Raw genomic sequence first — 22,312 nt, 5'->3', positions numbered from 1 at the left:
CCATGTTGGCAGACTCGAAAGTAAACAGAAAGATCAACTGGTAGTAATCCGTACTGAACATATTATACATAATTTTCAGTATAGTTGAGCTTATTATTGACTAGAGTCATGCTCTCCTTCACGGTGGCCCTTCTCAGAGAGGGGGTGCCTCAGTACTCGCTTAGAAGAGCTTCCACAAACTCGTAGCTGGAAAAAGGCCGCAGATCTTCTAGCCCCTCGCCGGCGCCGATAAAGCGGATGGGCAGGTTCATCTGCTGCGTAATGGCCAGGGCAATCCCCCCCTTGGCGGTGCTATCCAGCTTGGTCAGGATCACGCCGCTCAACTTGGCAGCCTCGGCAAATACCTCGGCTTGGCGCAACCCGTTTTGCCCTTGGGTGGCATCCAGCACCAGAAGGCTTTCTACTTTGGCTTCGGGAGCTTTTTTGTCAACGATGCGGCGGATCTTGGCCAGCTCGTCCATCAGGTTTTTCTTGTTTTGCAGACGGCCTGCCGTGTCCACCAACAGCAACTCGGTGCCCCTGGCCTTGGCGGCTGTGATGGCGTCAAAAACCACTGCTGCCGGATCGGCATTGGGAGAGGGATTGGCGATTACCTCTACCCCTGCTCGCTCTGCCCAAACCTTGAGCTGCTCCACAGCAGCAGCCCGAAACGTATCAGCAGCAGCAATCAGACAGCGGTATCCAGACTTGCGGGCGACATGGGCAATTTTGCCAATGGTGGTGGTTTTGCCCGCCCCATTCACCCCGACAATCAGCCAAATGTTGAGCGTGTCCCGTTGTGGGGCAAAGGTGGGATTCCCCACCGTCAACATCTGCCGCATCTGCTGCTTGAGGTATTTGACGGCCTCCTCTGGGGGCACCACCTCCTCTCGCATGCGCTTTTGTAGGGCTTGGATGATCTGCTCGGTGGCGTCGATCCCCACATCGGCCTGCAGCAACAGGGCCTCAATTTCTTCCACAGCCTTCTGATCCAGAGGGCCGCGGCCTACCAGGGCTTTCAACTGGTTGATCAGGTTAAGGCGGGTTTTGCCCAAGCCTCGCCGCAGCTTTTGCAGCCAGGAGATTTCCTCAACGGAAATCTCTTCCGGTTTGCGCCCTTGAGCCGCCAAGATCTCGGCTGACCAGCGGAAGCCCTCATCGAAGACCAGCTCTTCCGGCCCCGTCTCTGGAGAGGGAGCAACCGCTGCAGTCGCCGCCTCGGGTTTGGGCTCATCCACGGCGCTGGCTTGCAGGGCTTGGAGACGCTCAGCAGCACGGGGAGCCAGATCGAAAAACGAGGGAGCTGCCGCCGACTGCCCAGAGGGCGATTCTGGAGATGCTGGTTCTTGTGTTGGAGTGGAGGACTGGACGGGTTCGCGGGGTTCTGCTTGCGCAAGCGGGACGGATTCCTCAGTCGAGGCCGGTGGCTGTGGCTGGACGGATTCTGCAGGGATCCCTTCCGCTGGCGCAGGTGGGACAGAGTCCTGGGTTGCCGGTGGGGCTTGGGCAGCAGCACGGGCCTTCAGGTTGGCATAGGCGGCTTTGGCGAAGGCCAAATAGTCTTCCGGGGAGATCTCCGCCGGTTCCGGGGCCGGTGGCGAAGGCTCTGCTTCACCAGAAGAGTCGGTAGAGTCGGTATAGCGGCGGCGAAACCAATCGAAGGCCATAATCCCATCTCCAGCCTGGCTGATCTTTATCCAGTTTGACAGAGCAGCTCTCCTGCTAGAGCGCAGCCTCAAGAAGCTCATCCACGCTCAACAGGGATCCCCGACCTTCGCGTTAGCGGGACAAAGTCCTTTCCAGCGTCTCCACCCGCACAAACCCAATCACCTGCAATTGGTCAGGCTCTATCTCCAGGCTGAGCACCCGCACCAGAATCCCGCTCTCTTCCAGCTCTTGCAGGTCAAACACCTCATTGAGCCCGCCCAAAAACGCTGCTGAGATCTCATCAGGAACCCGTACAGAACCGATCACAAACTCCGGATTCTCCAGCTTTAGGCTGCGCCCTTCCTCCATGCGGATTCCAGCGTTGAACACCACCTCCACTGCTCGCGTTGGCTGGACGGAGTCCTTCTGCTCGGTACCGCCGTCTTCCTCCACCAAAAGGGCAGAGAGCTGAATGCGGTTGGGATCCAAAAACTCGACGCGGGGCTGACGCAGATCGAAACGGCGAGCTTCGCTTCCAGCTCCCCCAAAGGGCAGATCGGCCCGGAGATCCTGAAACTGGCGGAGCACCTCTGGCATGTTGAGGGCAGCATTCAAGTCCTCTTCCCGCACCAACACCCGTACCGCCGCTTGCAGAGGTCGCGCCAGGCGCAAGGGAGCCCCCTGGAAAAAAGAGGGGTCAATTGCCACCGGATCAGTTTCCAGCTCCAGAAGCTCGATGCGGGGAAAGGGCGCTCGATAGAGCCCGCGACCGGCGATCAGCAGGCGATCCGCTTGGCCATTCAGCAGCCGGTAATTGGGCTGGCTTTGGATGCGCACCTCCAAAACCTCTGCCCGATCCAACTGATCCAACAGAAGCTGCCGCGCCGTCTGATCCGCCAGATAGCTCGCTCCTCCTCCCAAGCCCGCCAACAGCCCCAAGAGAACTGCCAGGATCTCCATGATCACTGCCCTGCTGTGCCCTAACCTAGGTTAGCAAGGGGATCCCTGGCCCCCCTTGGGGATCTGGGCTAGCGCAGCACCTTGAGAGGGCTGGCCTCAATGGGTCGGTTGCCCATAAAGGTTTTGGCAATTTTCAGGCCATCGGCCATTATCGGGCGATTGAGCGTGGGATCATGGATGAATTTGGCGCCAGAGGCAACCGTTGGGCGTCCCTCCCCCCAAGTGTCCACGACTTTGAGAGTTGCAGCAGCAACTGGACGTCCGTCGGCATAGTAATCCACCACTTTCAGGGTCGAAGCCCCAACCGGACGGTGGTCAATCTCAATTTCGCTGAACTTGACAGGGCTGGGAAACACGGGCGGGCCGGATTTCTCCTCCAGCAGTACCGGCATCTGAGCAGCCGCAGAGGCCCCATCAGCAGGCAGGGGAGCCAGGTTTAGAGCGTTACCCGTTTGCGTTAGCGGGAGGGCGTCCTTTCCCATAGAAGAAGCCTCTTGCTCTGGAAGCGTGCCGGAATGACCATTTGGAACGGCCATAAGAAACTCCTGAGTTGGTAGAGATAATGAACAAAACAAGACGGGAAAGGGCAGGAAGCTAGATCCCAGTGGAGCGCTGCAGAAGAAGGATATCCTTGGCAAGGCTAAAGGTTGGCCTCCCCAAGTTCATCCCCAAGTTCAAATGAGTGAGACTGAATCTCGAATCTAAAAATATTCTAAACCAATAAAAATATTCTAAACCAAAGTTTGGCATGGGATCCGCCGGCTGTGACCCAACGGTTCCTGAGACGATGCCGGCCAGTCGCGTTAGCGTTGCGCAGCTATGACGTCCTCTTCGCTTCAGCCACTCCCTGGCAAAATCCAAAGCGGACGGTACACTAGTGAGTTAGCAAAGTCTATGGCAGGGATCCCCTATTCCTATTGGCGCTGGGCAAGGTGGCCGGCACCGGCTCTGTGGGCGTTGCTGCTTTGGTTTGCTCCTGCAGCTCGAGCTTCTACCCTGGACGCGCCCCCATTTGACCTGAATGTTGTCCGCTCCCGTTCTCTGCCGTGGAGACATCCTCTTCTTGTTCCCGAGCAGAAGGATCCCATCCCATCCGCTCGCGTTGGCGAGACGGAGTCCTGGGCTGAAGTCGAGGTGACAGAGCATCCCTTTCTGGAGTTCACCCTTGAAGAAAGCAACGCAGCTATTGCCCTATTCGGCTGTGATTGCCCGGCCCACCTCAACCAGTTGCGGAGACTGCGTGGCCTGCCTTTGCTGTGAAGCACAGCTCCACCAGTAACTGTCCCTGACAAAGAAACACAGGGAGCCATCCAGCCGGTCTTGGGCAGAAGGGATCCCTCTGGGCCGAGTTAGGGCAGGACAGGGAGTAGCGGCAGGATCTCAATCTCGGTGCGTTGGGTTTGTTCGGGGGATCCGGAGGGCCAAATGGAGCCGCCGGAGCCGCGGAGTGGAACAGTCTGACCGGCTGGGCTGACCATGCCGTGCTGAATGATGAGCTGGTTGAGGCGGGCAATGCGCTCCGAGACGGGGGGATGGGTGCGCAGGAACTCTGGCACAGATCCGCGGGATTGCAACTTGGCCAAAAATTGCGGCATGCCCTGCGGGTCAAACCCGGCGCGATAGGCTGCCCCCAGACCTTTTTCATCGGCGATAAACTCGTTTTCACGGCTCTGCGGGCGCCGTACTCCCAATTCCAGGGCCAGAGCGGCCAGGGTACTGTCGTTGAGCCCCAACAATTGAGCCCCAAACTCGGCAGTGGCAGCCTGCTGCAGTTGTTGCAGGCCGTGGCGTTCGCCGATGTGGGCCACCTCGTGGGCCAGCACGGCGGCAATCTGGTCGTCGTTGTCGGCGGCTGCGAGGGCACCAGTGGTGATGTAGACAAAGCCTCCCAGTGTGGCAAAGGCGTTGATGTCGGGATCTTCCACCACTTGAAAGGTGTAGGGCAGATGGGGCCGTTCGCTGTGGGCGGCCACCCGTTGGCCAATGCGGTTCACCCGCTCGACCCAGTAGGGATCCGAACTGAGGCGAAGTTGTCCCCGCGCTTTCAGCTAGAAATCGCAGGAGCCCCGCACTGTACCCGTAGGTTCAGTGTTGGGAGGAATGCGCTTTGATGAAGTATAATGGACCTTAATGGTGCAAGCGTAATTGCGCTTTTTGGGGCTGCTGTAAACCAGCCTAGAGGTCCGTGGTTGGCTTGCCAACTGCAGGGCTACTGAAAGCCCGCCCTGTACCGCTTAGCGGTCAGAGTCGGGTAGTTTACTTGTCGATCGATCTGGCGGCCTAAGCTCACCTCTTGGGCATCGTTCAACTGGCTCACCTGCAGCCACTGAAGGCCATGAATCAGCAAACGGCCCAGATCTTGGGCATGGGCAGGGGATCCCATCCCAGACGCCGCAAGAATGCTGAGTAGGGCAATGGCGACCGGTCTCACCGCGCGAGAACTCCACCCCTTGGAGAGGAGAGGATCCTGTCCTGCTGGCGCGAGCAGCCTGAGGGTGTGGCGAGGTTTCAACATCAGGAATTGGCTCCATCAAGTACCCTCAAGTTAGCGATCCCGAAGCAAGATTGTCCTGCCACCCAAGCGAAACCGCTTTGCTATCAAGGGCAACCGCCGAGAGAGTTTCCCCTGGCTTGGGGGAATGGAATAGGATAGGGCTCTATATTCAGGCAGACGTTTAAGGGCGGTCATGACGGGATCCCCTACATGGAACCCTGAAATCTCCCCATCTCCAGACTCCTGGGCCACGGGCAGCGTTTACTTTCGGTCGGATGCACAAGGGATTCATCTGCACTTGCCCAGCACCTTGCCTTGGGAGGAGCTTTGGGAAAACCTGGTTTGGCAGTTGCGCAGCCGCAAACCCTACTGGGCCGGAGTCGCTCCCCTCACCCTCTGGAGCCAGCAGCGAGAGCTGGACATGCCCACCCTACAACTTCTTGCTGCCCTATTGTCTCAGCATGGACTGCAACTGTGGCGCGTTCAAACTCGATCCCGCTCGACAGCGATTGCAGCAGCGACGTTGGGGTATTCTGTGGAGCAATCTTCCCTTTTGGAGGCAGTTCCCCTTGCTCCCCCAGACACCACACCTCTGTACCTACGTTCGACGGTGCGCTCTGGCATGTCCGTGCGTCACAGGGGCTCGGTATTCCTGTTGGGGGATCTCAACCCCGGCGGCGAGATCATTGCTGGAGGAGATATTTGGGTTTGGGGACGCTTGCGGGGCCTGGTTCACGCGGGGGCCGACGGCGACAAGGGAGCTGTAATTTTGGCTTTGCAGTTGGAGCCCACTCAGTTGCGCATTGCCGATCAAGTGGCCCGTCCGCCAGAAGGTGGATCCCTGCCCAGCACCCCTGAAGTGGTTTACCTGCAGGAGGATGTCATCTGCGTCGCCAGCCTTCAGGATTTTCTGCGGAGAGGAGTATGAGCCGAGTCATTGTCATAACCTCTGGTAAAGGTGGAGTCGGCAAAACCACCGTGACGGCCAACCTGGGCACTGCCTTGGCGCGCTTGGGTCGCTCGGTGGTGGTGGTGGATGCAGACTTTGGCCTGCGCAACCTGGATTTGCTGCTGGGGCTGGAGAATCGGGTGGTGTACACAGCCCTAGAGGTGATCGCCGGGGAATGTCGCCTCGAGCAAGCTTTGGTGAAAGACAAGCGCACCCCCAATCTCTCGCTGTTGCCGGCAGCCCAAACCCGCAACAAAACGTCGGTGCATCCGGATCAGATGCGCCAGTTAATCGAGAAGCTGGCCAGCAGCCATGACTATGTGCTGATCGATTGTCCGGCAGGGATCGAGCAGGGGTTTCGCAATGCCATCGCCGGAGCCAACGAGGCCATCATCATCACCACCCCAGAAGTGGCAGCGGTGCGGGATGCAGATCGCGTGGTGGGCTTGTTGGAAGCCGCCCAGATTTCATCGACTCAGCTGATTGTCAACCGCCTGCGCCCGGACATGGTGGCAGCCGGCCAGATGATGTTGGTGGAAGATGTGGTCGAGGTGCTGGCCATCCCCTTGGTGGGTATCATTCCAGAAGACCGCGAGGTGATCGTCTCCACCAACAAAGGGGAGCCCCTGGTTCTCTCCGCCAATCCAACTCTGGCTGCTCAGGCCATCCAGCGCATTGCCCGACGGCTAGAAGGGGAAGCGGTGGAGTTTCCCAAGCTGGCCAGCTTGAGCGAGTCCTTTTGGGAGCGGGCCAAACGGTTTTTAAACCAAAAGGTGCTCTGACAACTGTTTTGTCGTTTTTCCCCACTTTATCCAGATTGGAATGGCAATTTTGACCTGTTTACAACTGAGTAACAAAGCCAACAAAACCTATGCTCCTCGATTTTTTGGATCAGCTTTTTTCTCGGCACTCCGGCAACAGCCGCCAGCAAGCCAAGCAACGGTTGAAGCTGATCTTGGCCCATGACCGCGCTGACCTCACCCCGGCGGCGCTGGAATCAATGCGCCTGGAGATTTTGGGGGTGGTGTCCCGCTATGTGGAGCTGGATTCAGAAGGGATGCAGTTTCACTTGGCCACGGAAGGGGGAACGACTGCTCTTATTGCCAATCTGCCTATCCGTCGCGTTAAGCCCTTAGAGACCGGTCTCAGCCGCTCAGAAGGCGAGAAAGCCTAGAAGGGGAGATTTCTGGCAGCATGTTAATTGGCCTTCATTCCAACAGGGCTCCCAATGCCAGAGTGGTCGTCAAGCTCGCTCTGTGATAGGTTGAGGTAAGTCGTGTGTACTGTAGAAAGAGTGGAGCTGGGTGTAGCTTTTGCAACTTTATGGAGCCAGCGCACAGAGGTTAACTAAATGTTAACTCTGCATGTTCGAGCTCATGAACTGCTGACGTGATGGGCAGAGCCACCTTGACGATTGGAGACTTTCCAGCAGTCTGTATTGGCGTTAGCGTTGCGGAGTAATAACGACGCTAACGATGGAAACAATGAGAGGGTTGGCGTTCAGTAGCTGGAAAGGTAAGGGCTCCGTCCCGCTATTGCGTTCGGTTAAGCCTCAATATGCAAGATTCATTTGAGCTGACGATCCTGTTTACGCTAGCCCTGGTGGCTGGGATCGCTGCTCAGGTGCTGGCCAATTTTGTCAAAGTGCCCAGCATTGTATTCCTGCTGCTGTTTGGCCTGTTGCTGGGGCCAGATGGTTTGGGCTGGGTTCATCCCCAAGTCATGGGATCCGGGCTGGAAGCGCTGGTGTCGTTGGCGGTGGCTCTGATCTTGTTTGAGGGGGGACTGAACCTGCGGCTGCAACGTCTCAATCAGGTATCCGATAGCCTGCGCAATTTGGTTTTGTTGGGATCCCTGCTGACCTTGGTGGGGGGAGCGGCAGCAGCTCACTATCTGGGGGAGTTTCCCTGGCGGCTGGCTTTTTTGTTTGGATCCCTGGTGGTGGTGACGGGGCCGACGGTGATCAACCCTATCCTGAAGCGGGTACGAGTCGATTCGGCAGTCAGCACCCTCCTGGAAGGAGAAGGGGTGCTCATCGATCCCATCGGGGCCATTTTGGCGGTGGTGGTGCTGCAGGTGGTGCTCTCTGGCCATCCCAGTTTTCTCATGGCCTTGGAACAGTTGTCCAGCCGTCTGGCCATCGGGTCGGCGGTGGGAGCGCTGGGGGGCTGGCTGATGGGATCCTTCCTGCTCTGGTCGCGGCAGTTTTTAACCGAGGAGCTGCGCAACTCGGTGGTGCTGGCGGGGGCCCTGGGGGTGTTTGCCTTGGCCCAGTCGCTGCGATCGGAGGCGGGGCTGATGGCGGTGGTGATGGCGGGCCTGGTGGTGCGGCAGAAGGCGGCCATTGCCGAGCGGGGTGTGCGGCAGTTTCACGGCCAGTTGGTGGTGTTGGCCATCTCTGTGATCTTTATCCTGCTGACTGCCACGCTCTCCCTCAAGGCGGTGTTTGCCCTGGGCTGGGGATCCCTGGCCACAGTGCTGTGCTTGATGCTGGTCATCCGCCCCTTGAGCGTGTGGCTGTGTACCTGGCGCAGCGACCTGAATTGGCGGCAGAAGCTGTTTGTGGCTTGGCTGGCTCCTCGGGGCATTGTGGCGGCTTCGGTGGCCTCCTTGTTTGCCATTCTGCTGACAGAACGGGGCATTACTGGGGGGGATGCCCTCAAGGCGCTGGTGTTTTTGACCATCTCGGTGACGGTGACGGTACAGGGGTTGACGGCAGCCTGGGTGGCCCGCTGGCTGGGTCTGGATCAGGGCAGTTCCACCATAATCATCGGCGATCATCCCCTCACCAACCAATTGGCCCAGTTGATGCGCTCGCTCAACCAGACGGTCGAGGTGATCCCGTTGGTTTCTGGGTCTTCCAAAAATGGGCACGGCAGCTACAAAGCTCCCCACCCAACAGACGGTAAGGACTCCATCCCGCCATCCCGTAAGTCCTCCACATCCCTGTCAGGAACGCCGAAGCGTCGTCCAGCAGATGGCTTGCCCCCACAACTTCATTCCTCTGACGGCAACGGCACCCACAAGTCTGCCCCAAGCCAGGAAGTCGGCAAGCCAGAAGCCATCCCCGGATCCCTGCAGGAAGCTGTACTGAACGAGTCTGCTTTGTTGAAGGCCGATATCGACCATGCGGAAACTCTGTTGATCCTGACTCTGGATCCGCAGGTGAACTGGGCCATTGCCGAGTTGATGGTGAAACTCTCGGTTTCGGCCACCATCTGGACGGTGTTGCTGCCGGATATGCCCATCTCAGAAGGGATCCGCACCTTGCAGCCTTCCTTCCCCCAACTGCAGCGCTGGGCCGGCTATCTGGAGGCCAACCGGGCTGAGCTGCGCTCGATCACCCTACCCACGTTGGCAGACCTGGGCCTGCCTCTCCCTTTATCGCTACGTGACGCTTCTGCGAATGCGGCCTCAACCCTGCCGGAGGCAGTGCGGAGCAATAGAGCTGATGTCTTGACGGCTCAAGAGTCGTTCCCGACAGCGGTGCGGAGCGCTTTTTCAGCACCAGCGCTGCCCAATCCCTTCCTGGCCCAGATGGGACTGGAGGATCCCACCCTTGAACGGCTGCGGGATCAGTTTGCCTATCGAATCAAAGCCGATCTATGCCTGCCCTTGTTGTTGGTGCGCCCGCAGCGGCTGAGGAGCGGCTCATCTCGACCGGGTCGGCTCTTCTACCTGCCTGAGCCAGACATTTGGCGACGCGGGGATCGCATCTACTACCTGGAGCGCGTTTCCAGCCCTGTGGATGCCGGTGCTCTCTCCGCCAAAGAGTCTGATTCCCAAGAATGGGATCCGTCGGCAGCCGTTCGCGTTCGCGACAGCGGTGCGGAGCACAACAGTGGGATAGAGTCTTTGGTGCTGCCCCAGTATGTTGAGGGCGTCAAGCTCCACTTTGATCTCTAGCCAGCCAGCGGCCACTGGGGATGAGGGAACACCCCTGCACCTGCTCAGGCCGACCCAGATAAACCCAAGCAAAGGTGCCGCTATCCAGTTGCACCCACTGCCGTTCGTACACCCGCGGGTGGTCTTCCAGCTCGTCCAAGCGGGCCAATAGACTTAGGGGAATGCGGTAGCACTCGCCGTAGAGCCGGTTTCGGCCACGAACTGCCATCGGGTAGGGGCCGAGACTGTAAAGATCAATGTGGTTGAGGCTGTCTGTCCCCAAAAATTCTGCCCCCTGCAGCAAGCTGTGGTATTGGCCGCCCCGCAGCAGGGATCCGTAGACAAAAACCACTGTGGTCGGTTGCATAGCGTTGCGGAGTAATACAGCTGCTTCACAGTGCCTTGAAAATTAGGGAGATTGCGTCCATTTTTGGCCAATGCGCGGCTCCGACCCGGCCAGTAGGCGCTCGATGTTGCGCCGATGAGCACCGATCACATACACCCCGCCCGCCAACGCAAACAACAAATAGGGCAAAGGTTGAGCTGTTGCCCACATCACCACCGGAGCCGCCACTGCCGCCAGCAGGGAGCTGAAGGAAACGATGCGGGTGAGGGCGAGCCCCAGCAGCCAGACGCCGAAAGTTGTCAGGGCTACTGGCCAAGCCATAGCCAACAAGATCCCCAGGCTGGTGGCCACCGATTTGCCCCCCCTGAAGCCCAGCCAGCAGGAACGGCTATGGCCGATCACTGCGAACAATGCCGCCAAAACCACCCACCACGCGGATCCCAAGGCCGATCCCAGGGCAACTGCTGCTGCCCCCTTGGCAGCATCCACCAGCAACACCAGCAGGGCGGGCCCCTTGCCCAACGTCCGCAACACATTGGTTGCTCCGGTAGAGCCGGATCCCTGTTGGCGAATATCGATCCCCCCCCACCAACGGCCTACCCAATAGCCGGTCGGGATGGATCCCAGGAGATAGCCCCCCAGCACCGCAAGAAGAGCCGTAAGCAATGCAGGCATAGCAGGATCTGGAACGCTCTTCCCTCACTTTGCCACAGGGTCTGAGCTGCAGCCGGGATCTTGCCCCGTCCGGGAGCTTTTGGCTGCTCGCGGCCTCGTCTGCAACACCGTTACGTTCGCGCCAGCGGTGCGGAGCACTTTCCCCCTGCCGTGGGCCCCGAAGAGGCGGGACAGAGTTCTCTCCACCCAATATCGAGAGTCGCTAAATATCGAGAGCCGCCAGATCCAAATGGGCACTGTGGGCCTCAATAAACTCCCGTCGGGGACCAACAGCATCTCCCATCAAGATGGTGAAAATGCGATCCGCCTCCACCGCATCTTCGATGGTGATTTGTTTGAGGGTGCGCGTTGCCGGGTTCATGGTGGTCTCCCAAAGTTGTTCGGGCATCATTTCCCCCAGACCCTTGAACCGTTGGATGGTGTACTTGGTGTTGGCAGGCAGCCCCCGCAGGATCTGGTCTTTCTCGGCGTCGCTGTAGCAGTAGCGAACATTGTTGCGACCCCACTCGATTTTGTAGAGCGGCGGACAGGCGATATAGACATAGCCCTGTTCCAGAAGCGCCTTTTGATAGCGGTAGAAAAAGGTCAGCAACAGGGTGCGAATGTGGCTGCCGTCCACGTCAGCATCGGTCATGAGGATGATGCGGTGGTAGCGCAGTTGGCTGGGATCAAATTCATCCCCTTTCACCCCCAAACCCAGCGCTGTGATCATGGCCTGAATTTCGGCGTTTTTGTAGATCTTGGCGGGATCCGCCTTTTCAATGTTGAGGATCTTGCCGCGCAAGGGCAACACCGCCTGAAACTGCCGATCCCGACCTTGTTTGGCGCTGCCGCCTGCAGAGTCGCCCTCCACCAAATACACCTCAGATTCCGCCGGGTCGCGGCAACTGCAATCGGCCAACTTCCCCGGCAGCGTGGAAGATTCCAGGGCAGATTTGCGCCGCACCAATTCTCTGGCCCGCCGGGCTGCCTCGGCAGCATTGAAGGACTGGATGGCCTTATCGACGATCCCCCTGGCCACGTTGGGGTTGAACTCCAAGTACTCCGCGAGCGCTTCGGAGACGAGGGTTTGCACAATGCCCCGCACCTCGGTGTTGCCCAACTTGGTTTTGGTTTGCCCCTCAAACTCGGGGTTAGGCACCTTGACCGAGACGATGGCCGTCAACCCCTCGCGCACATTTTCTCCAGCCAGGTTGCTGTCGGAATCCTTCAGCTTGTTGAGTTTGCGGGCTTGGCTGTTGATGGTGAGGGTGAGAGAGGTTTTCAGGCCCTCTAGGTGGGTGCCTCCTTCGCTGGTGCGGATGTTGTTGGCAAAGCCAATCAAAGTATCGGTGTACACATCCGAGCACCACTGCAGGGCCACTTCCACCTCCACGCCATCCCGCTCCCCTTGGATGTAGATGATGTCAGGGTGGATGGGCGTTTTTTCGTGGCTGATAAAGGCTACATATTCCCTGATGCCGCCTGCATATTGATAGGTTTCGCAGTGAGGCGGATCCCGCCGCAGATCGCTGAAGGTGATTTTCAAGCCGGCATTGAGGTAGGCCAACTCGCGAAAGCGGGCCGCCAATACGGCATAGTCAAACTCTCGCTCGGGAAAGATCAGCCCATCCGGCTTGAAGCGCACCTCTGTACCCCGCCGATTGGATCCCTTGGGTTGGGGTTCAGATTTCAGGGATCCCACCACCGCCCCGCGCTCGAAACGTTGAAAGTAAACCTTGCCCTCTCGCCAAACCGTCACCTCCACCCATTCGGAGAGGGCATTCACCACCGATACGCCCACGCCGTGCAGCCCGCCGGAGACCTTGTAGCCGCCACCGCCAAACTTGCCCCCCGCATGCAACACCGTCAGCACCGTAACCAGGGCCGACTGACCGGTTTTGGGGTGGATGTCCACCGGAATGCCGCGGCCATTGTCCAAAACGGCTACCGAGCCGTCGGGATGCAGGCTGATCTGAATATCGTCGCAATAGCCGGCCAGGGCCTCATCAACGGAGTTGTCCACCACCTCGTACACCAAATGGTGCAACCCCTTCGGCCCAGTGGAGCCAATGTACATGCCAGGGCGTTTGCGCACAGCCTCCAAGCCTTCCAAAACTTGGATCTGCTCTGCACCGTAGTTTTCCGTCATTCCCAACTCCAATCCCGAGGAAGGCTCCCGGCCAAGATCAACAGAAACCCAGAAAAATTGACCTTAAAGGCCGAGGATGAGCTTAGCATCAAAAAACTGTCCCCATGATAGCACAAAAGGCTAGAACGGCCACACAGACGCTTCTGAGGGCCAAGTTCAGGATGGGATGCAGGTACGGAAGTCAGGCCGTCTTGTCGAACTCTAACCCAGAAAGCTCTCCACCAGCCCCGGCGGCGGCTGCACGTGAAGCGCGCCTTTTTCCAAGTCCACGACAGGCACCAGGGCTTTCACAAAGGGGATCAACACCTGCCGGTGATCAGGGGTTGTTATCTCCAGCACATCCTGGCCGGCTGCCAAAATCCCCGAAACCTGTCCCAGCAGCTCCCCCTGGCGATAGACGGTCAAGCCGATGAGATCGCGGTAGTGGTACTCTTCCGGCTGCAAGGGCAAGCGGTGGGAAGCCGGTACCAGCAGCCTAGCCCCCACCCAGGTCTCAGCCACCGTTCGATCGGGGATCCCTTCCAGTCGCACCAAATAAAGACCCTTAGCCGGGAAAAACTGCCCCTCGATCAAGGGGTGCAGCAGGGGCTCGGGATCCGTATCCCGCTGCAACCAGCGTGGTCCAGGCTCTGTGAAGCGCTCTGGAAAATCCGACCAGCACCTAACCCGCAGCCAGCCCCGCAAGCCGTGGGCCGCCACCACCTGTCCCACCAGCAGCCAATCGGGATCCCGGGCCATCATGGTCGGTCAAACTCAGTCGAGCCGCGGAAAGTCCACTTCGGTTGGGAAAGAAGCCGGGGTACGCAGCTTCTGAGAGGCCGCCGCGCGAGATCCTTCCCCACCCTTGGCCACGTCCACCATGGAAAGCAGCCCTTGCAGGGTGCCAGGGATCGAATTGGGATCCATGAAGATTACCTTGGCGCTGGGACTGCTGCCTACCTTGAAGCCCATGTCGATATAGTTTTGCGCCATCAGGTATTGCAACGCATTGGCTGCCTCTGGATTCTCTTGCAAAGTGGCGGCGATGGTCTTGATGGCTTCAGCCGTGCCCTCAGCCAACAGCAGCCGCTCCCGTTTCTCCGCTTCTGCCCGCAATAGCTGCGCCTTGGCGGCCCCAGCCGCTTGGTTGATGCTGGCCTGCTGCTCCCCTTCTGATTTCAGAATGGCGGCCCGCTTCTCCCGCTCGGCAGCCATCTGCTTTTCCATCGAGTCTTGCACAGTCTTAGAGGGTTGAATGTCCCTGACTTCCACGCGCGTGATCTTGATCCCCCAGGGATCTGTGGCCTCGTCCAGCTCTGTCAAAAGGCGGGCGTTGATCTCGGCGCGGGAGGAAAAGGTTTGATCCAAATCCATGCGGCCAATTTCTGCCCGCAGAGCCGTCAGCACCAGGTTAACCAAAGCCCGCTGCACGTCCTCCACCGCATAGCGGGCCTTGATCATGTCGGTGATGCGCCAATAGACCACCGCATCGGCCATCAAAGAGACGTTGTCGCTGGTGATGCACTGCTGAGGAGGCACGTCCAACACCTTCTCGCGGATGGTTTCCTGGAACACAATCCTATCGATAGGGGGAAGAATAAAGTGCAATCCTGGGGTCAGCTTGCGATGAAACCTGCCCAAACGCTCCACCAATGCCTCATACCCCTGGCTGATGATTTTGACCGAGTTGAACAGGTAGCCGACAAAGATCAGGGCAATGGCCGCTAAGATACCTGGCATAGGGCTTTTCTCCTAAGGGGGAGTTCAGTCCCCATTCTAGACGGTTGCTGGGACTGCTCCCTTCACTTGGATCACGCCTCAACAGAAATGTGGTGGACTCAGCAGGATAAGCAGTCCTCGGAACATATAGAGTTTCTTAAGATTTTTCAGGCCGCAGCCAACGACCTGAGATCACCCGGCAAAAAGCTCGTGAGGGGATCCCGTCTATGAAACTGAGCAGCAGGAATCTAGAGGTTGGTTTGGGCAAAATCTATGACGTGATTGTGGCCGGAGGGGGAGCAGGGGGGTTGTCGGCGGCAATCTATCTGGCTCGTTATGGATTGAGTTGCCTGGTGGTGGAGAAGGGCAGAGGCCGCTCTTTTTGGATGCAGGATTTGCGCAATTATCTGGGATTGCCTCCGACCACTCCCGGACGAGAGCTGTTGCGACAGGGAACAGAGCACGCCCTCAGTTTAGGGGTAGATTACCTGCGCGGCTTCGTGGAAGATGCCACCGATGAGGGAGACCTCTTTGCGGTCAAAGTCAAGGTGGGAAAAGTTAACAGCCTCTACCCCATTTTTCGGAGCAAATATCTGATTGCAGCAACCGGCATTATGGACGAGCTGCCTCAGTTGTCGGATATGCAGAATGTTTACGACTACGCCGGCTATTCACTGCATGTCTGTATGATCTGCGACGGCTATGAAATGCGGGATCAAAAGGCAGTGTTGATCGTCAATTCGGAAGATCGGATCAATACAGCTTTTGTCCTCAACTGGTTTACACCCTATATCTCGGTGTTGACCCACGGCCTCTGCTCGGTCGGCCCCGACATGCGCAAAAAACTGGCGGATCATGGCTACCCCCTCTACGAATCTCCTATTCGCCGCTTTCTTGGAGAAAACCATCAATTGCAGGGTGTGGAGTTGGAAGATGGCACTTACATCGAAGCAACTACCGGCTTGGTGGCGATGGGCGCCAGATACCACAATGCCTATTTGAAAGGGATCCCCGGCTTGAAATGGCAAGGGGAAAACCTGCTGACCGACGAGTGGTGTCGCACTGCCCATCCGCGGCTGTTTGCGCTGGGCGATTTGAAGCAGGGCCTGAACCAGGTGGCGATTGCGGTTGCCGATGGTACCTTAGCTGCCACAGCCATTTGGCGGGACATCCGACGGGCCTCGCCTGCACGTAAATGGGAAGAGCGGCTGCTCTCGCCACCCAGAAGCCCAGCAGGGCCTTCCGGTTAAATTGATGGGCTCTATCGAGCTTGGGTGGCTTCTGTCCTATGATTGGTTGCGAAGGATTAAGCCATTCCATGCACTCTCTGAAAGCGTTGAAAGCGTTGATATTTTGCCTAGCCTTCCTACTGGTTGGACTGATCTACTACTGCACGGTAGAGGCCCAGCCTCTTTTTGAGCTGAACCTGACGGCCACCTCGGAATACAACCTCATTCTCCCCATCGAAAGCATTCGGGTGGTGCGCGGTGCCAATCCCCAAGATTTGCTCATTTATCTATCAGCTCCTTCGGCAGCCTGGATCCATCAAGAAGAGGTGAACGGGCATTATGTGATCGACATCCCCTACGGAGTCATTACCCGTACAACAACCGTCGAGATTGCCTCGGATCTGCCCTATCGACTGAGCTGGGGCAACCAAAATGAGCAGACGGGGCGACTGTTGATTACCCCTGCTCCCCCTCGTGTGGAGGTGTTTCTGCAGCATAGCTGGATCCCGGATCCCGACTTTCTCGATCCGGCAGAAAATACTCAACCTTTGCAACTGCCCTTGGAAGAAATGCTGGGGCCTTTACTGGAGGTGCCGCCTCGTTCTGCCTTTCTGACCATTGACGATGGCCCCTGGCCTCAGTCTACCCCCCGACTTTTACAGGTTTTGGATGATCTTCAGATCCCGGCCACTTTCTTTGTTATCGGCACCCACGTTTCCCGATTTCCAGAATTGGCTCAATTGATCCAGGCCCATCACCACACCCTAGCCAATCATACTTTTACCCACGATTATCAACGTCTCTACGGAAGCAATGAGCTGTTTTATGCTGAGGTGGATCAGACAACCCAACTGCTCAAAGCGTTGAACTTGGATCCCCAACTGGTTGTTCGCCCACCGGGAGGTTTTCGCCTAGACTCTGCTTTGCGCCATTCTTTAGAGCAGGCAGGGTATCGCGTTCTTTACTGGAACATGAGCGCAGAAGATGCCTACGCCGGCCAAAGTGCAGCCCAACTTTTGGAGCGCATTCGAGCCCAGTTGCCGGCGATCCAAGCTTCCGAGCGGCCCCTGGTTTTGCTGCTGCACGATCGCTGGCCCCACACTGCAGAGGCCCTGCCGGATATCGTCGCCGCCATTGAAGGGGCGGGCTATCGCTTTTTGCCCTGGCCGGCCATCAGGGATCCCGTTTGAAGGGCTGGCAACAGGTTTTCTGGCTTGAGGACTCCGACCCGCCTTTGCCGGCTGGGGATGTTCAAAGAAGGGCTGCATCTCTCTCAGCTCAGCAGCGTTGCCCAGAGATAACGGAGGCCTGTGCCTTGACAAGCTTTTCCCCAAGTAGCACATTGAAAGTTCACAGGACTTGGCTGCGGGCCGAGGAAGATGAGCGAGAGGACATTATTCGATAAGGTGTGGGATGCCCATACGGTGCGGATTTTGCCCTCTGGGCAGACGCAGTTGTTCATCGGCCTGCACCTAATTCACGAGGTGACCAGCCCGCAGGCTTTTGCCATGCTGCGGGAGCGCCATCTGCCGGTTCTGTTTCCCGAGCGGACGGTGGCCACAGTGGATCACATCATTCCCACCGACAACCGGGCACGGCCTTTTGCGGATCCCTTAGCGGAGGAGATGATCCAGGAACTGGAGCGCAATTGTCGGCAATACGGCATCCGTTTCTACAACAGTGGCTCCGGTCGGCAGGGGATCGTGCATGTGATTGCCCCGGAGCAGGGGTTAACTCTGCCGGGGATGACCATTGCCTGTGGGGACAGCCACACCTCTACCCACGGGGCCTTTGGGGCCATTGCTTTTGGGATCGGCACCAGCCAGGTGCGAGACGTATTGGCCACCCAAACTTTGGCTTTGTCCAAGCTCAAGGTGCGCCGCATTGAGATCCACGGCAAGTTGGGGCCGGGAGTTTACGCTAAGGATGTAATTCTGCACATCATCCGCAAGCTGGGGGTCAAAGGCGGGGTGGGCTACGCCTACGAGTATGGGGGCAGCGCCATTGAAGCCATGAGCATGGAAGAGCGCATGACCCTCTGCAACATGTCCATCGAGGGAGGAGCCCGCTGCGGCTACGTCAACCCCGATGGGGTGACCTTTGAGTATTTGCGGGGGCGAGAGTTTGCCCCACAGGGATCGGATTGGGAAGAGGCGGTAGCCTGGTGGAAAAGTCTGGCCAGCGACGGCAATGCCCGCTACGACGACGTGGTGGTATTCCAAGCCGCAGACATTGCGCCGACGGTTACTTGGGGGATCACCCCCGGCCAAGGGATTGGGGTGGATGAGCGGATCCCTGCCCCAGAAGATCTGCCGGAAAGCGAGCGGGAACTGGCCAAAGAGGCCTATGCCTACATGGACTTGCAGCCGGGGGATCCCATTGTAGGGACACCGGTGGATGTCTGCTTCATCGGCAGTTGCACCAATGGCCGCTTGAGCGACCTGCGGGAGGCAGCCAAGATTGCCAAGGGGCGGCGGGTGGCCCCAGGGGTGAAGGCGTTTGTGGTGCCCGGCTCAGAACGGGTAAAGCAGGAAGCAGAACAGGAGGGCTTGCGGGAGATCTTCGAGGCGGCAGGGTTTGAGTGGCGGGATCCCGGTTGCTCCATGTGTTTGGCGATGAACCCGGATCGGCTGGTGGGGCGCCAGATCAGCGCCTCTTCTTCCAACCGCAACTTCAAGGGCCGCCAGGGATCCCCCAGCGGGCGCACCCTGCTCATGAGCCCGGCCATGGTGGCAGCGGCGGCAGTCAGCGGCAAGGTGGTGGATGTGCGGACACTGCTTTAACCAACCGTCTCTCAGGCATAGCGGGGACTGGATTTGAACCAGTGACCTTCGGGTTATGAGCCCGACGAGCTACCAGGCTGCTCTACCCCGCGGCGCTTTTCTAGCCTAGCTTGTCCTCCGGCTAACCGGCAAGCCTACACCTTGAGTTTCGCCGGGCATTCTCTTCGGGGATCCCCGTCGCACCTGGATGAGCTGGGCGGTGATGCTGATGGCAATCTCGGCGGGGGTTTCGGCGTGGATCTCCAGGCCAATGGGGGCAAAGAGCCGACTGAAGGCGGTCTCCGGGATCCCTTCCTGGGCCAGGGTTCGCAGTACGGTTTGTACCCGCTTGCGGCTGCCGATCATCCCCAGGTAGTGGGGGGTCAGGCCGGAGTGGTAGATGGCCCGCAGGATTTGGCAATCGAGGCTGTAGCTGCGGGTCACAAGAGCGATGTAGAGCTGCGGGATCCTGTGCAGATGGGGGATAAGTTGGGCAAAGGGTTCTGAGCACAGCCGCTCGGCAACGGGAAAGCGCTGAGGGGTTACCCAATCCGGGCGATCGTCCTGAACCCAAATGCGAAAGCCGGCCAAATGGGCGATCTGGGCCAGGGACAGGCCGCAGTGGCCCGCTCCGACGATCAGCAGGGTGGGGGAAGGGAGGAGGGGCTCGACCCAGGATCCCGCGAGGAGCTGTGGGCGGGATGGCAGGGAGGCAAAGTGCTCCACATTGCTGTCGCCAAGCCTGAGGTAGGGGAACCCCTGGGGATCGAGGGGGGTGATCAGCCAAGCCCTTGGCCCTTGGGTCAGAGCCTGGAGGATCTGGGCCGCCAATGTTTGGGCAGGGGATCCCTGCCATCGCTGTAGCCAAATGTGCATCCGTCCCCCGCAAACGCCCAGGGGAGGGCTGTTGAGGTCAAGGGAAACTTGCATCCCAGCCGGCGAGGACTCCCCATCGCCATCGCCAACGGGAACAGCGGTCTGCAAAAGGGTTTGCGCTCGGGCAATGACTTCCGCTTCGGCAGCCCCACCGCCAACAGTGCCCAACAGGGTGCCATCGGATCCCACAGCCAGTTTCGCCCCCGCCTGGCGAGGCACAGATCCCTGGGTGCGGATCACGGTGGCCACCACCAGCGGCCCGCGGGAGAGCATATCTGCCGACTGTCGGTAAAAGGTCTCGTCCACCTCAGCCTCGGTTATGCCTACGGCACCCTAGCGGAAACGGTCAGGGACTCAATGATCAAGAAAGCCCCTCTAGGATGGCCTGATGGAAGGCAACCCGGAAAGCCTGGAACCCGTTCTCCCGCCGACCGTGGTAGACGGCGTTGGTGAGCAGCGCCACCACCAGTTCCCGCTCTGGATCGATCCACAGAGAGGTTCCGGTGAAGCCGGTGTGGCCGAAGGCGCTGGGGCTGAACGGGGAGCTGCTGGCCAAGGGATCCGGGGAGCGCAAGGCAAACCCCAAACCCCGGCGCTCGTGACAGCGGTGGGCATCCCCTTGCTGAGGCAACTGCTCGCGGGTCATTTCCCTCACCGTCTGCGGCTGCAACAGGGATCCCGTCAAAAAACTCTCTCCGAAAGCGGCTACTTCCTCTGCCGTGGCGAATAGTCCGGCATGGCCGGCGATCCCGCCCAGGCGGGCGGCATTTTCGTCGTGAACCTGCCCCTGCAGGCGGCGCTTTCGCCAAGGACACAGCTCGGTGGGGGCACAAGAGCCAGAGACAGAGGATGGGTCAAAGGGATCCCCCGGATAAAACTGAGTTTGGCTCAGGCCCAGAGGCCGCAAGATCCGGGCATGCAAGATCTGATCCAGAGGGGTTCCGCTCAGACGTTCCAAAGCCAGCCCCAGCAGGATCAATCCAAGATCGCTGTAGACTCTGCGGGATCCCGGCCTGTAGGCAAAAAAGGTGTGCAGGGCCATGTGCCGGGCCGATTCGGCATCGGGCTGTCGAAACAGGGGCCGCCAGGCGGGCAAACCGGCGGTGTGGGCCAGCAACTGTCGCACCGTCACCTGTTCTGTTGCAACAAGCTGGCCTAAGGATTCCGGTTCCACAGCAATCCATTTCCCCGGCTGCAGAGGATCTTCATAGGGGGCAATGGGGCGGGATCCCTGAAACTCCGGCAACAGGAGACTCACCGGTTGATCCAACAGCAACGCTCCGGCTTCCACCAGGGCCATGCAGGCGGTGGCGGTGTAGAGCTTGGTCAGCGAGGCCAGGTCAAAACGGGTGGCCGAGGTTGTTGGTTGGCGCCGGGTCTCAGGGTCGAGATAACCTGCCGCCCTTGAGTAAATACACCTTCCCTTGTGGCGGATGGCCACTTGGGCAGCGGGGAAAAGGTGCGGAATGGCAGAGTTGAGCAGCCCCTCCAGCAAGGCTGGATCCCAACCCATCTGCTTCTCCTCCTGGCTTGGGGATCCCCAGTCCAACAAACAACTTGTAACGGTGTTTACAAAAGCCTACCGCTTCCCCAGCTAGGATGCCACCACGGCAGGCTACATCATCAAGGGATCCCGAGTGCGGCTGGAGTTGTTGCAAGCCTTTTTGAACGTGGTGGAAACGGGCAGCTTTTTGGCCGCTGCTCGCCTCAGCGGTCTGACCCAATCGGCCATTAGCCGCCAGATCCAGGCCCTGGAGGAAGCGGTGGGGGCTCCGCTGTTGCATCGCAAAAGCCCGGTGGCCCTAACTGTGGCCGGGGAACGGCTTTTGCCCCATGCCCGTCGCATCTGTCAAGAATGGCAGCGGGCTCAGGAAAGCATTCGAGAATGGCTGCAGGGCCAGCAAACTGAGCTCTGCATTGCCGGGATCCATTCCCTGATCGCCCATCAACTGCCGCCGGTGCTGCAACAGTTTTGCCGGGAGTACCCAGAGGTGCAGTTGCGGGTTACCGCTCTGGGCAGCGACCGCGCCTTAAAGGTGCTCAGGGATGGGCTGGTGGATGTGGCCCTGGTAATGGAGAATCCCCTGATGACGCGGGGGGCAGAGCTGGTGGTGGAGCCACTGTACTCGGAGCCAATTCAAGTATTGATGCCCGCCAACCATCCCCTCAGCCGCTACGAGCAGATCCCCTGGAAGGTGCTGGCGGAGTATCCCCAGGCCGTGTTCAAGGATGGCTATGCTATGCGTTCCTTGGTGGGATCCCATCTGGCCCGGCAGGGGCTTCCCCTGAAAGCAGCCCTGGAACTGAACACCTTGGATGCCTTTCGGGGGGTGGTGCGACAGGGGCAGCTCATTGCCCTCCTGCCGGAGTCGGCCCTGGTGGACTGCTGCGCCGATCCGGATTTGCAGGTGCGACCCACCGAGCCCCCCCTATTGAGGCGACAGGTGGTTATGGTCACCACCAGCGATCGCTATCGGATCCCTCCCATTCGCCGGTTTTTGCAGTTGGCCGCCCAGCTGATTAGGCAGTCTGGTAATGCTGAGCCTGCTTCCGGCGCAGATCCCCATTGGCCCTCTGCTGGGCTGTTGTCGGTTTTGTAGAGACCTTTTGTAGAAATTTCTGGTCAAATACCCATATCGGTAGTTTCAAGTGTTCCGCCCTTATCTCCCCCTATCCTGAGT

The 22,312-nt window shown here is 58.9% G+C and carries 21 protein-coding genes and 1 tRNA gene; 9 read left to right on the top strand and 13 right to left on the bottom strand.

Annotated features, from left to right (window positions below):
- Nucleotides 1-149 precede the first annotated feature (149 nt).
- The 3 genes from ftsY to NW839_RS07220 all read right to left on the bottom strand — a co-directional run bounded on the left by ftsY (nucleotide 150) and on the right by NW839_RS07220 (nucleotide 3,122).
- Nucleotides 150-1,646 (bottom strand): signal recognition particle-docking protein FtsY, encoded by a 1,497-nt coding sequence (ftsY, locus tag NW839_RS07230; RefSeq protein WP_414349629.1) that lies wholly within the window; start codon nucleotides 1,644-1,646, stop codon nucleotides 150-152.
- Between the two features lie 112 nt (nucleotides 1,647-1,758).
- Nucleotides 1,759-2,586 carry a DUF2993 domain-containing protein gene (locus NW839_RS07225; RefSeq protein ID WP_414349631.1) on the bottom strand — a complete coding sequence of 276 codons (828 nt, stop codon included), beginning with the start codon at nucleotides 2,584-2,586 and terminating at the stop codon, nucleotides 1,759-1,761.
- A 68-nt stretch (nucleotides 2,587-2,654) separates the two neighbouring features.
- Nucleotides 2,655-3,122, bottom strand: coding sequence for a hypothetical protein (locus tag NW839_RS07220; protein WP_414380552.1), 468 nt, complete (start codon nucleotides 3,120-3,122; stop codon nucleotides 2,655-2,657).
- A 358-nt stretch (nucleotides 3,123-3,480) separates the two neighbouring features.
- On the opposite strand from NW839_RS07220, the gene NW839_RS07215 reads away from it, so the two are divergent.
- Nucleotides 3,481-3,846, top strand: a complete 366-nt coding sequence (locus NW839_RS07215; protein WP_414349635.1) for a hypothetical protein — start codon at nucleotides 3,481-3,483, stop codon at nucleotides 3,844-3,846.
- Nucleotides 3,847-3,935: 89 nt separating this feature from the next.
- Here the strand turns inward: NW839_RS07215 and NW839_RS07210 are convergent, their stop codons facing one another.
- Entirely contained in the window at nucleotides 3,936-4,580 is a 645-nt protein-coding gene (locus NW839_RS07210) for a M48 family metallopeptidase (protein WP_414349636.1), read from the bottom strand.
- Between the two features lie 215 nt (nucleotides 4,581-4,795).
- Complete coding sequence (locus NW839_RS07205) at nucleotides 4,796-5,101, bottom strand: hypothetical protein (RefSeq protein WP_414343871.1); 306 nt, start codon at nucleotides 5,099-5,101, stop codon at nucleotides 4,796-4,798.
- A gap of 172 nt (nucleotides 5,102-5,273) precedes the next feature.
- Between NW839_RS07205 and minC the strand changes: the two genes are divergently transcribed.
- From minC to NW839_RS07185, 4 genes are all read left to right on the top strand, one after another.
- Nucleotides 5,274-6,008 (top strand): septum site-determining protein MinC, encoded by a 735-nt coding sequence (minC, locus tag NW839_RS07200; protein WP_414349638.1) that lies wholly within the window; start codon nucleotides 5,274-5,276, stop codon nucleotides 6,006-6,008.
- Nucleotides 6,005-6,811: a septum site-determining protein MinD gene (minD, locus tag NW839_RS07195; protein ID WP_414349640.1), complete on the top strand. Its 807-nt coding sequence runs from the start codon at nucleotides 6,005-6,007 to the stop codon at nucleotides 6,809-6,811. Before minC ends, minD begins: the two co-directional genes overlap by 4 nt.
- A gap of 89 nt (nucleotides 6,812-6,900) precedes the next feature.
- Entirely contained in the window at nucleotides 6,901-7,203 is a 303-nt protein-coding gene (gene minE / locus NW839_RS07190) for a cell division topological specificity factor MinE (protein WP_011431985.1), read from the top strand.
- Nucleotides 7,204-7,586: 383 nt separating this feature from the next.
- Entirely contained in the window at nucleotides 7,587-9,935 is a 2,349-nt protein-coding gene (locus tag NW839_RS07185; RefSeq protein WP_414343875.1) for a cation:proton antiporter, read from the top strand.
- On the opposite strand, the gene NW839_RS07180 is transcribed toward NW839_RS07185, so the two are convergent.
- The 5 genes from NW839_RS07180 to NW839_RS07160 form a co-directional block, all read right to left on the bottom strand.
- Nucleotides 9,913-10,281, bottom strand: coding sequence for a gamma-glutamylcyclotransferase (locus NW839_RS07180; RefSeq protein WP_414349642.1), 369 nt, complete (start codon nucleotides 10,279-10,281; stop codon nucleotides 9,913-9,915). The genes NW839_RS07185 and NW839_RS07180 overlap by 23 nt on opposite strands.
- A gap of 42 nt (nucleotides 10,282-10,323) precedes the next feature.
- On the bottom strand, nucleotides 10,324-10,935 hold the full coding sequence (gene plsY, locus NW839_RS07175) for a glycerol-3-phosphate 1-O-acyltransferase PlsY (RefSeq protein WP_041436109.1): 612 nt from the start codon (nucleotides 10,933-10,935) through the stop codon (nucleotides 10,324-10,326).
- Between the two features lie 202 nt (nucleotides 10,936-11,137).
- Nucleotides 11,138-13,066: a DNA topoisomerase (ATP-hydrolyzing) subunit B gene (gene gyrB / locus NW839_RS07170; RefSeq protein WP_414349644.1), complete on the bottom strand. Its 1,929-nt coding sequence runs from the start codon at nucleotides 13,064-13,066 to the stop codon at nucleotides 11,138-11,140.
- 201 nt (nucleotides 13,067-13,267) lie between these two features.
- A complete protein-coding gene (rimM, locus tag NW839_RS07165) occupies nucleotides 13,268-13,807 on the bottom strand; it encodes a ribosome maturation factor RimM (RefSeq protein ID WP_414349646.1) in 540 nt (179 codons plus the stop codon).
- Between the two features lie 12 nt (nucleotides 13,808-13,819).
- Nucleotides 13,820-14,785: an SPFH domain-containing protein gene (locus NW839_RS07160; RefSeq protein ID WP_011431991.1), complete on the bottom strand. Its 966-nt coding sequence runs from the start codon at nucleotides 14,783-14,785 to the stop codon at nucleotides 13,820-13,822.
- Between the two features lie 206 nt (nucleotides 14,786-14,991).
- On the opposite strand from NW839_RS07160, the gene NW839_RS07155 reads away from it, so the two are divergent.
- From NW839_RS07155 to leuC, 3 genes are all read left to right on the top strand, one after another.
- Nucleotides 14,992-16,014: an NAD(P)/FAD-dependent oxidoreductase gene (locus NW839_RS07155; RefSeq protein ID WP_414349648.1), complete on the top strand. Its 1,023-nt coding sequence runs from the start codon at nucleotides 14,992-14,994 to the stop codon at nucleotides 16,012-16,014.
- 68 nt (nucleotides 16,015-16,082) lie between these two features.
- Nucleotides 16,083-17,183 carry a polysaccharide deacetylase family protein gene (locus NW839_RS07150; protein WP_414349650.1) on the top strand — a complete coding sequence of 367 codons (1,101 nt, stop codon included), beginning with the start codon at nucleotides 16,083-16,085 and terminating at the stop codon, nucleotides 17,181-17,183.
- A 189-nt stretch (nucleotides 17,184-17,372) separates the two neighbouring features.
- Entirely contained in the window at nucleotides 17,373-18,776 is a 1,404-nt protein-coding gene (leuC, locus tag NW839_RS07145) for a 3-isopropylmalate dehydratase large subunit (RefSeq protein ID WP_414329830.1), read from the top strand.
- An 18-nt stretch (nucleotides 18,777-18,794) separates the two neighbouring features.
- On the opposite strand, the gene NW839_RS07140 is transcribed toward leuC, so the two are convergent.
- From NW839_RS07140 to NW839_RS07130, 3 genes are all read right to left on the bottom strand, one after another.
- Nucleotides 18,795-18,868, bottom strand: a tRNA-Met gene (locus tag NW839_RS07140).
- Between the two features lie 13 nt (nucleotides 18,869-18,881).
- Nucleotides 18,882-19,937, bottom strand: a complete 1,056-nt coding sequence (locus NW839_RS07135; protein ID WP_414349652.1) for an XdhC family protein — start codon at nucleotides 19,935-19,937, stop codon at nucleotides 18,882-18,884.
- 55 nt (nucleotides 19,938-19,992) lie between these two features.
- Entirely contained in the window at nucleotides 19,993-21,144 is a 1,152-nt protein-coding gene (locus NW839_RS07130) for a serine hydrolase domain-containing protein (protein WP_414349654.1), read from the bottom strand.
- Between the two features lie 124 nt (nucleotides 21,145-21,268).
- Between NW839_RS07130 and NW839_RS07125 the strand changes: the two genes are divergently transcribed.
- On the top strand, nucleotides 21,269-22,231 hold the full coding sequence (locus NW839_RS07125; protein ID WP_414329225.1) for a LysR family transcriptional regulator: 963 nt from the start codon (nucleotides 21,269-21,271) through the stop codon (nucleotides 22,229-22,231).
- Nucleotides 22,232-22,312: the final 81 nt, after the last annotated feature.

It is taken from the genome of Synechococcus sp. R5-15 (genome assembly GCF_047462035.1).
Classification (GTDB): Bacteria; Cyanobacteriota; Cyanobacteriia; order Thermostichales; family Thermostichaceae; genus Thermostichus.
This window is presented reverse-complemented; position numbering and strand designations above follow the sequence as displayed.

Excerpts from the sequence above, each read along its gene's own strand:
- plsY (WP_041436109.1), bottom strand. The coding sequence starts at position 10,935 with ATGCCTGCATTGCTTACGGCTCTTCTTGCGGTGCTGGGGGGCTATCTC.
- NW839_RS07205 (WP_414343871.1), bottom strand. The coding sequence starts at position 5,101 with ATGTTGAAACCTCGCCACACCCTCAGGCTGCTCGCGCCAGCAGGACAG.
- NW839_RS07225 (WP_414349631.1), bottom strand. The coding sequence starts at position 2,586 with ATGGAGATCCTGGCAGTTCTCTTGGGGCTGTTGGCGGGCTTGGGAGGA.
- minD (WP_414349640.1), top strand. The coding sequence starts at position 6,005 with ATGAGCCGAGTCATTGTCATAACCTCTGGTAAAGGTGGAGTCGGCAAA.
- NW839_RS07215 (WP_414349635.1), top strand. The coding sequence starts at position 3,481 with ATGGCAGGGATCCCCTATTCCTATTGGCGCTGGGCAAGGTGGCCGGCA.
- NW839_RS07180 (WP_414349642.1), bottom strand. The coding sequence starts at position 10,281 with ATGCAACCGACCACAGTGGTTTTTGTCTACGGATCCCTGCTGCGGGGC.
- NW839_RS07155 (WP_414349648.1), top strand. The coding sequence starts at position 14,992 with ATGAAACTGAGCAGCAGGAATCTAGAGGTTGGTTTGGGCAAAATCTAT.
- NW839_RS07160 (WP_011431991.1), bottom strand. The coding sequence starts at position 14,785 with ATGCCAGGTATCTTAGCGGCCATTGCCCTGATCTTTGTCGGCTACCTG.
- leuC (WP_414329830.1), top strand. The coding sequence starts at position 17,373 with ATGAGCGAGAGGACATTATTCGATAAGGTGTGGGATGCCCATACGGTG.
- NW839_RS07130 (WP_414349654.1), bottom strand. The coding sequence starts at position 21,144 with ATGGGTTGGGATCCAGCCTTGCTGGAGGGGCTGCTCAACTCTGCCATT.
- gyrB (WP_414349644.1), bottom strand. The coding sequence starts at position 13,066 with ATGACGGAAAACTACGGTGCAGAGCAGATCCAAGTTTTGGAAGGCTTG.
- minE (WP_011431985.1), top strand. The coding sequence starts at position 6,901 with ATGCTCCTCGATTTTTTGGATCAGCTTTTTTCTCGGCACTCCGGCAAC.
- rimM (WP_414349646.1), bottom strand. The coding sequence starts at position 13,807 with ATGATGGCCCGGGATCCCGATTGGCTGCTGGTGGGACAGGTGGTGGCG.
- ftsY (WP_414349629.1), bottom strand. The coding sequence starts at position 1,646 with ATGGCCTTCGATTGGTTTCGCCGCCGCTATACCGACTCTACCGACTCT.
- minC (WP_414349638.1), top strand. The coding sequence starts at position 5,274 with ATGACGGGATCCCCTACATGGAACCCTGAAATCTCCCCATCTCCAGAC.
- NW839_RS07220 (WP_414380552.1), bottom strand. The coding sequence starts at position 3,122 with ATGGCCGTTCCAAATGGTCATTCCGGCACGCTTCCAGAGCAAGAGGCT.
- NW839_RS07185 (WP_414343875.1), top strand. The coding sequence starts at position 7,587 with ATGCAAGATTCATTTGAGCTGACGATCCTGTTTACGCTAGCCCTGGTG.
- NW839_RS07150 (WP_414349650.1), top strand. The coding sequence starts at position 16,083 with ATGCACTCTCTGAAAGCGTTGAAAGCGTTGATATTTTGCCTAGCCTTC.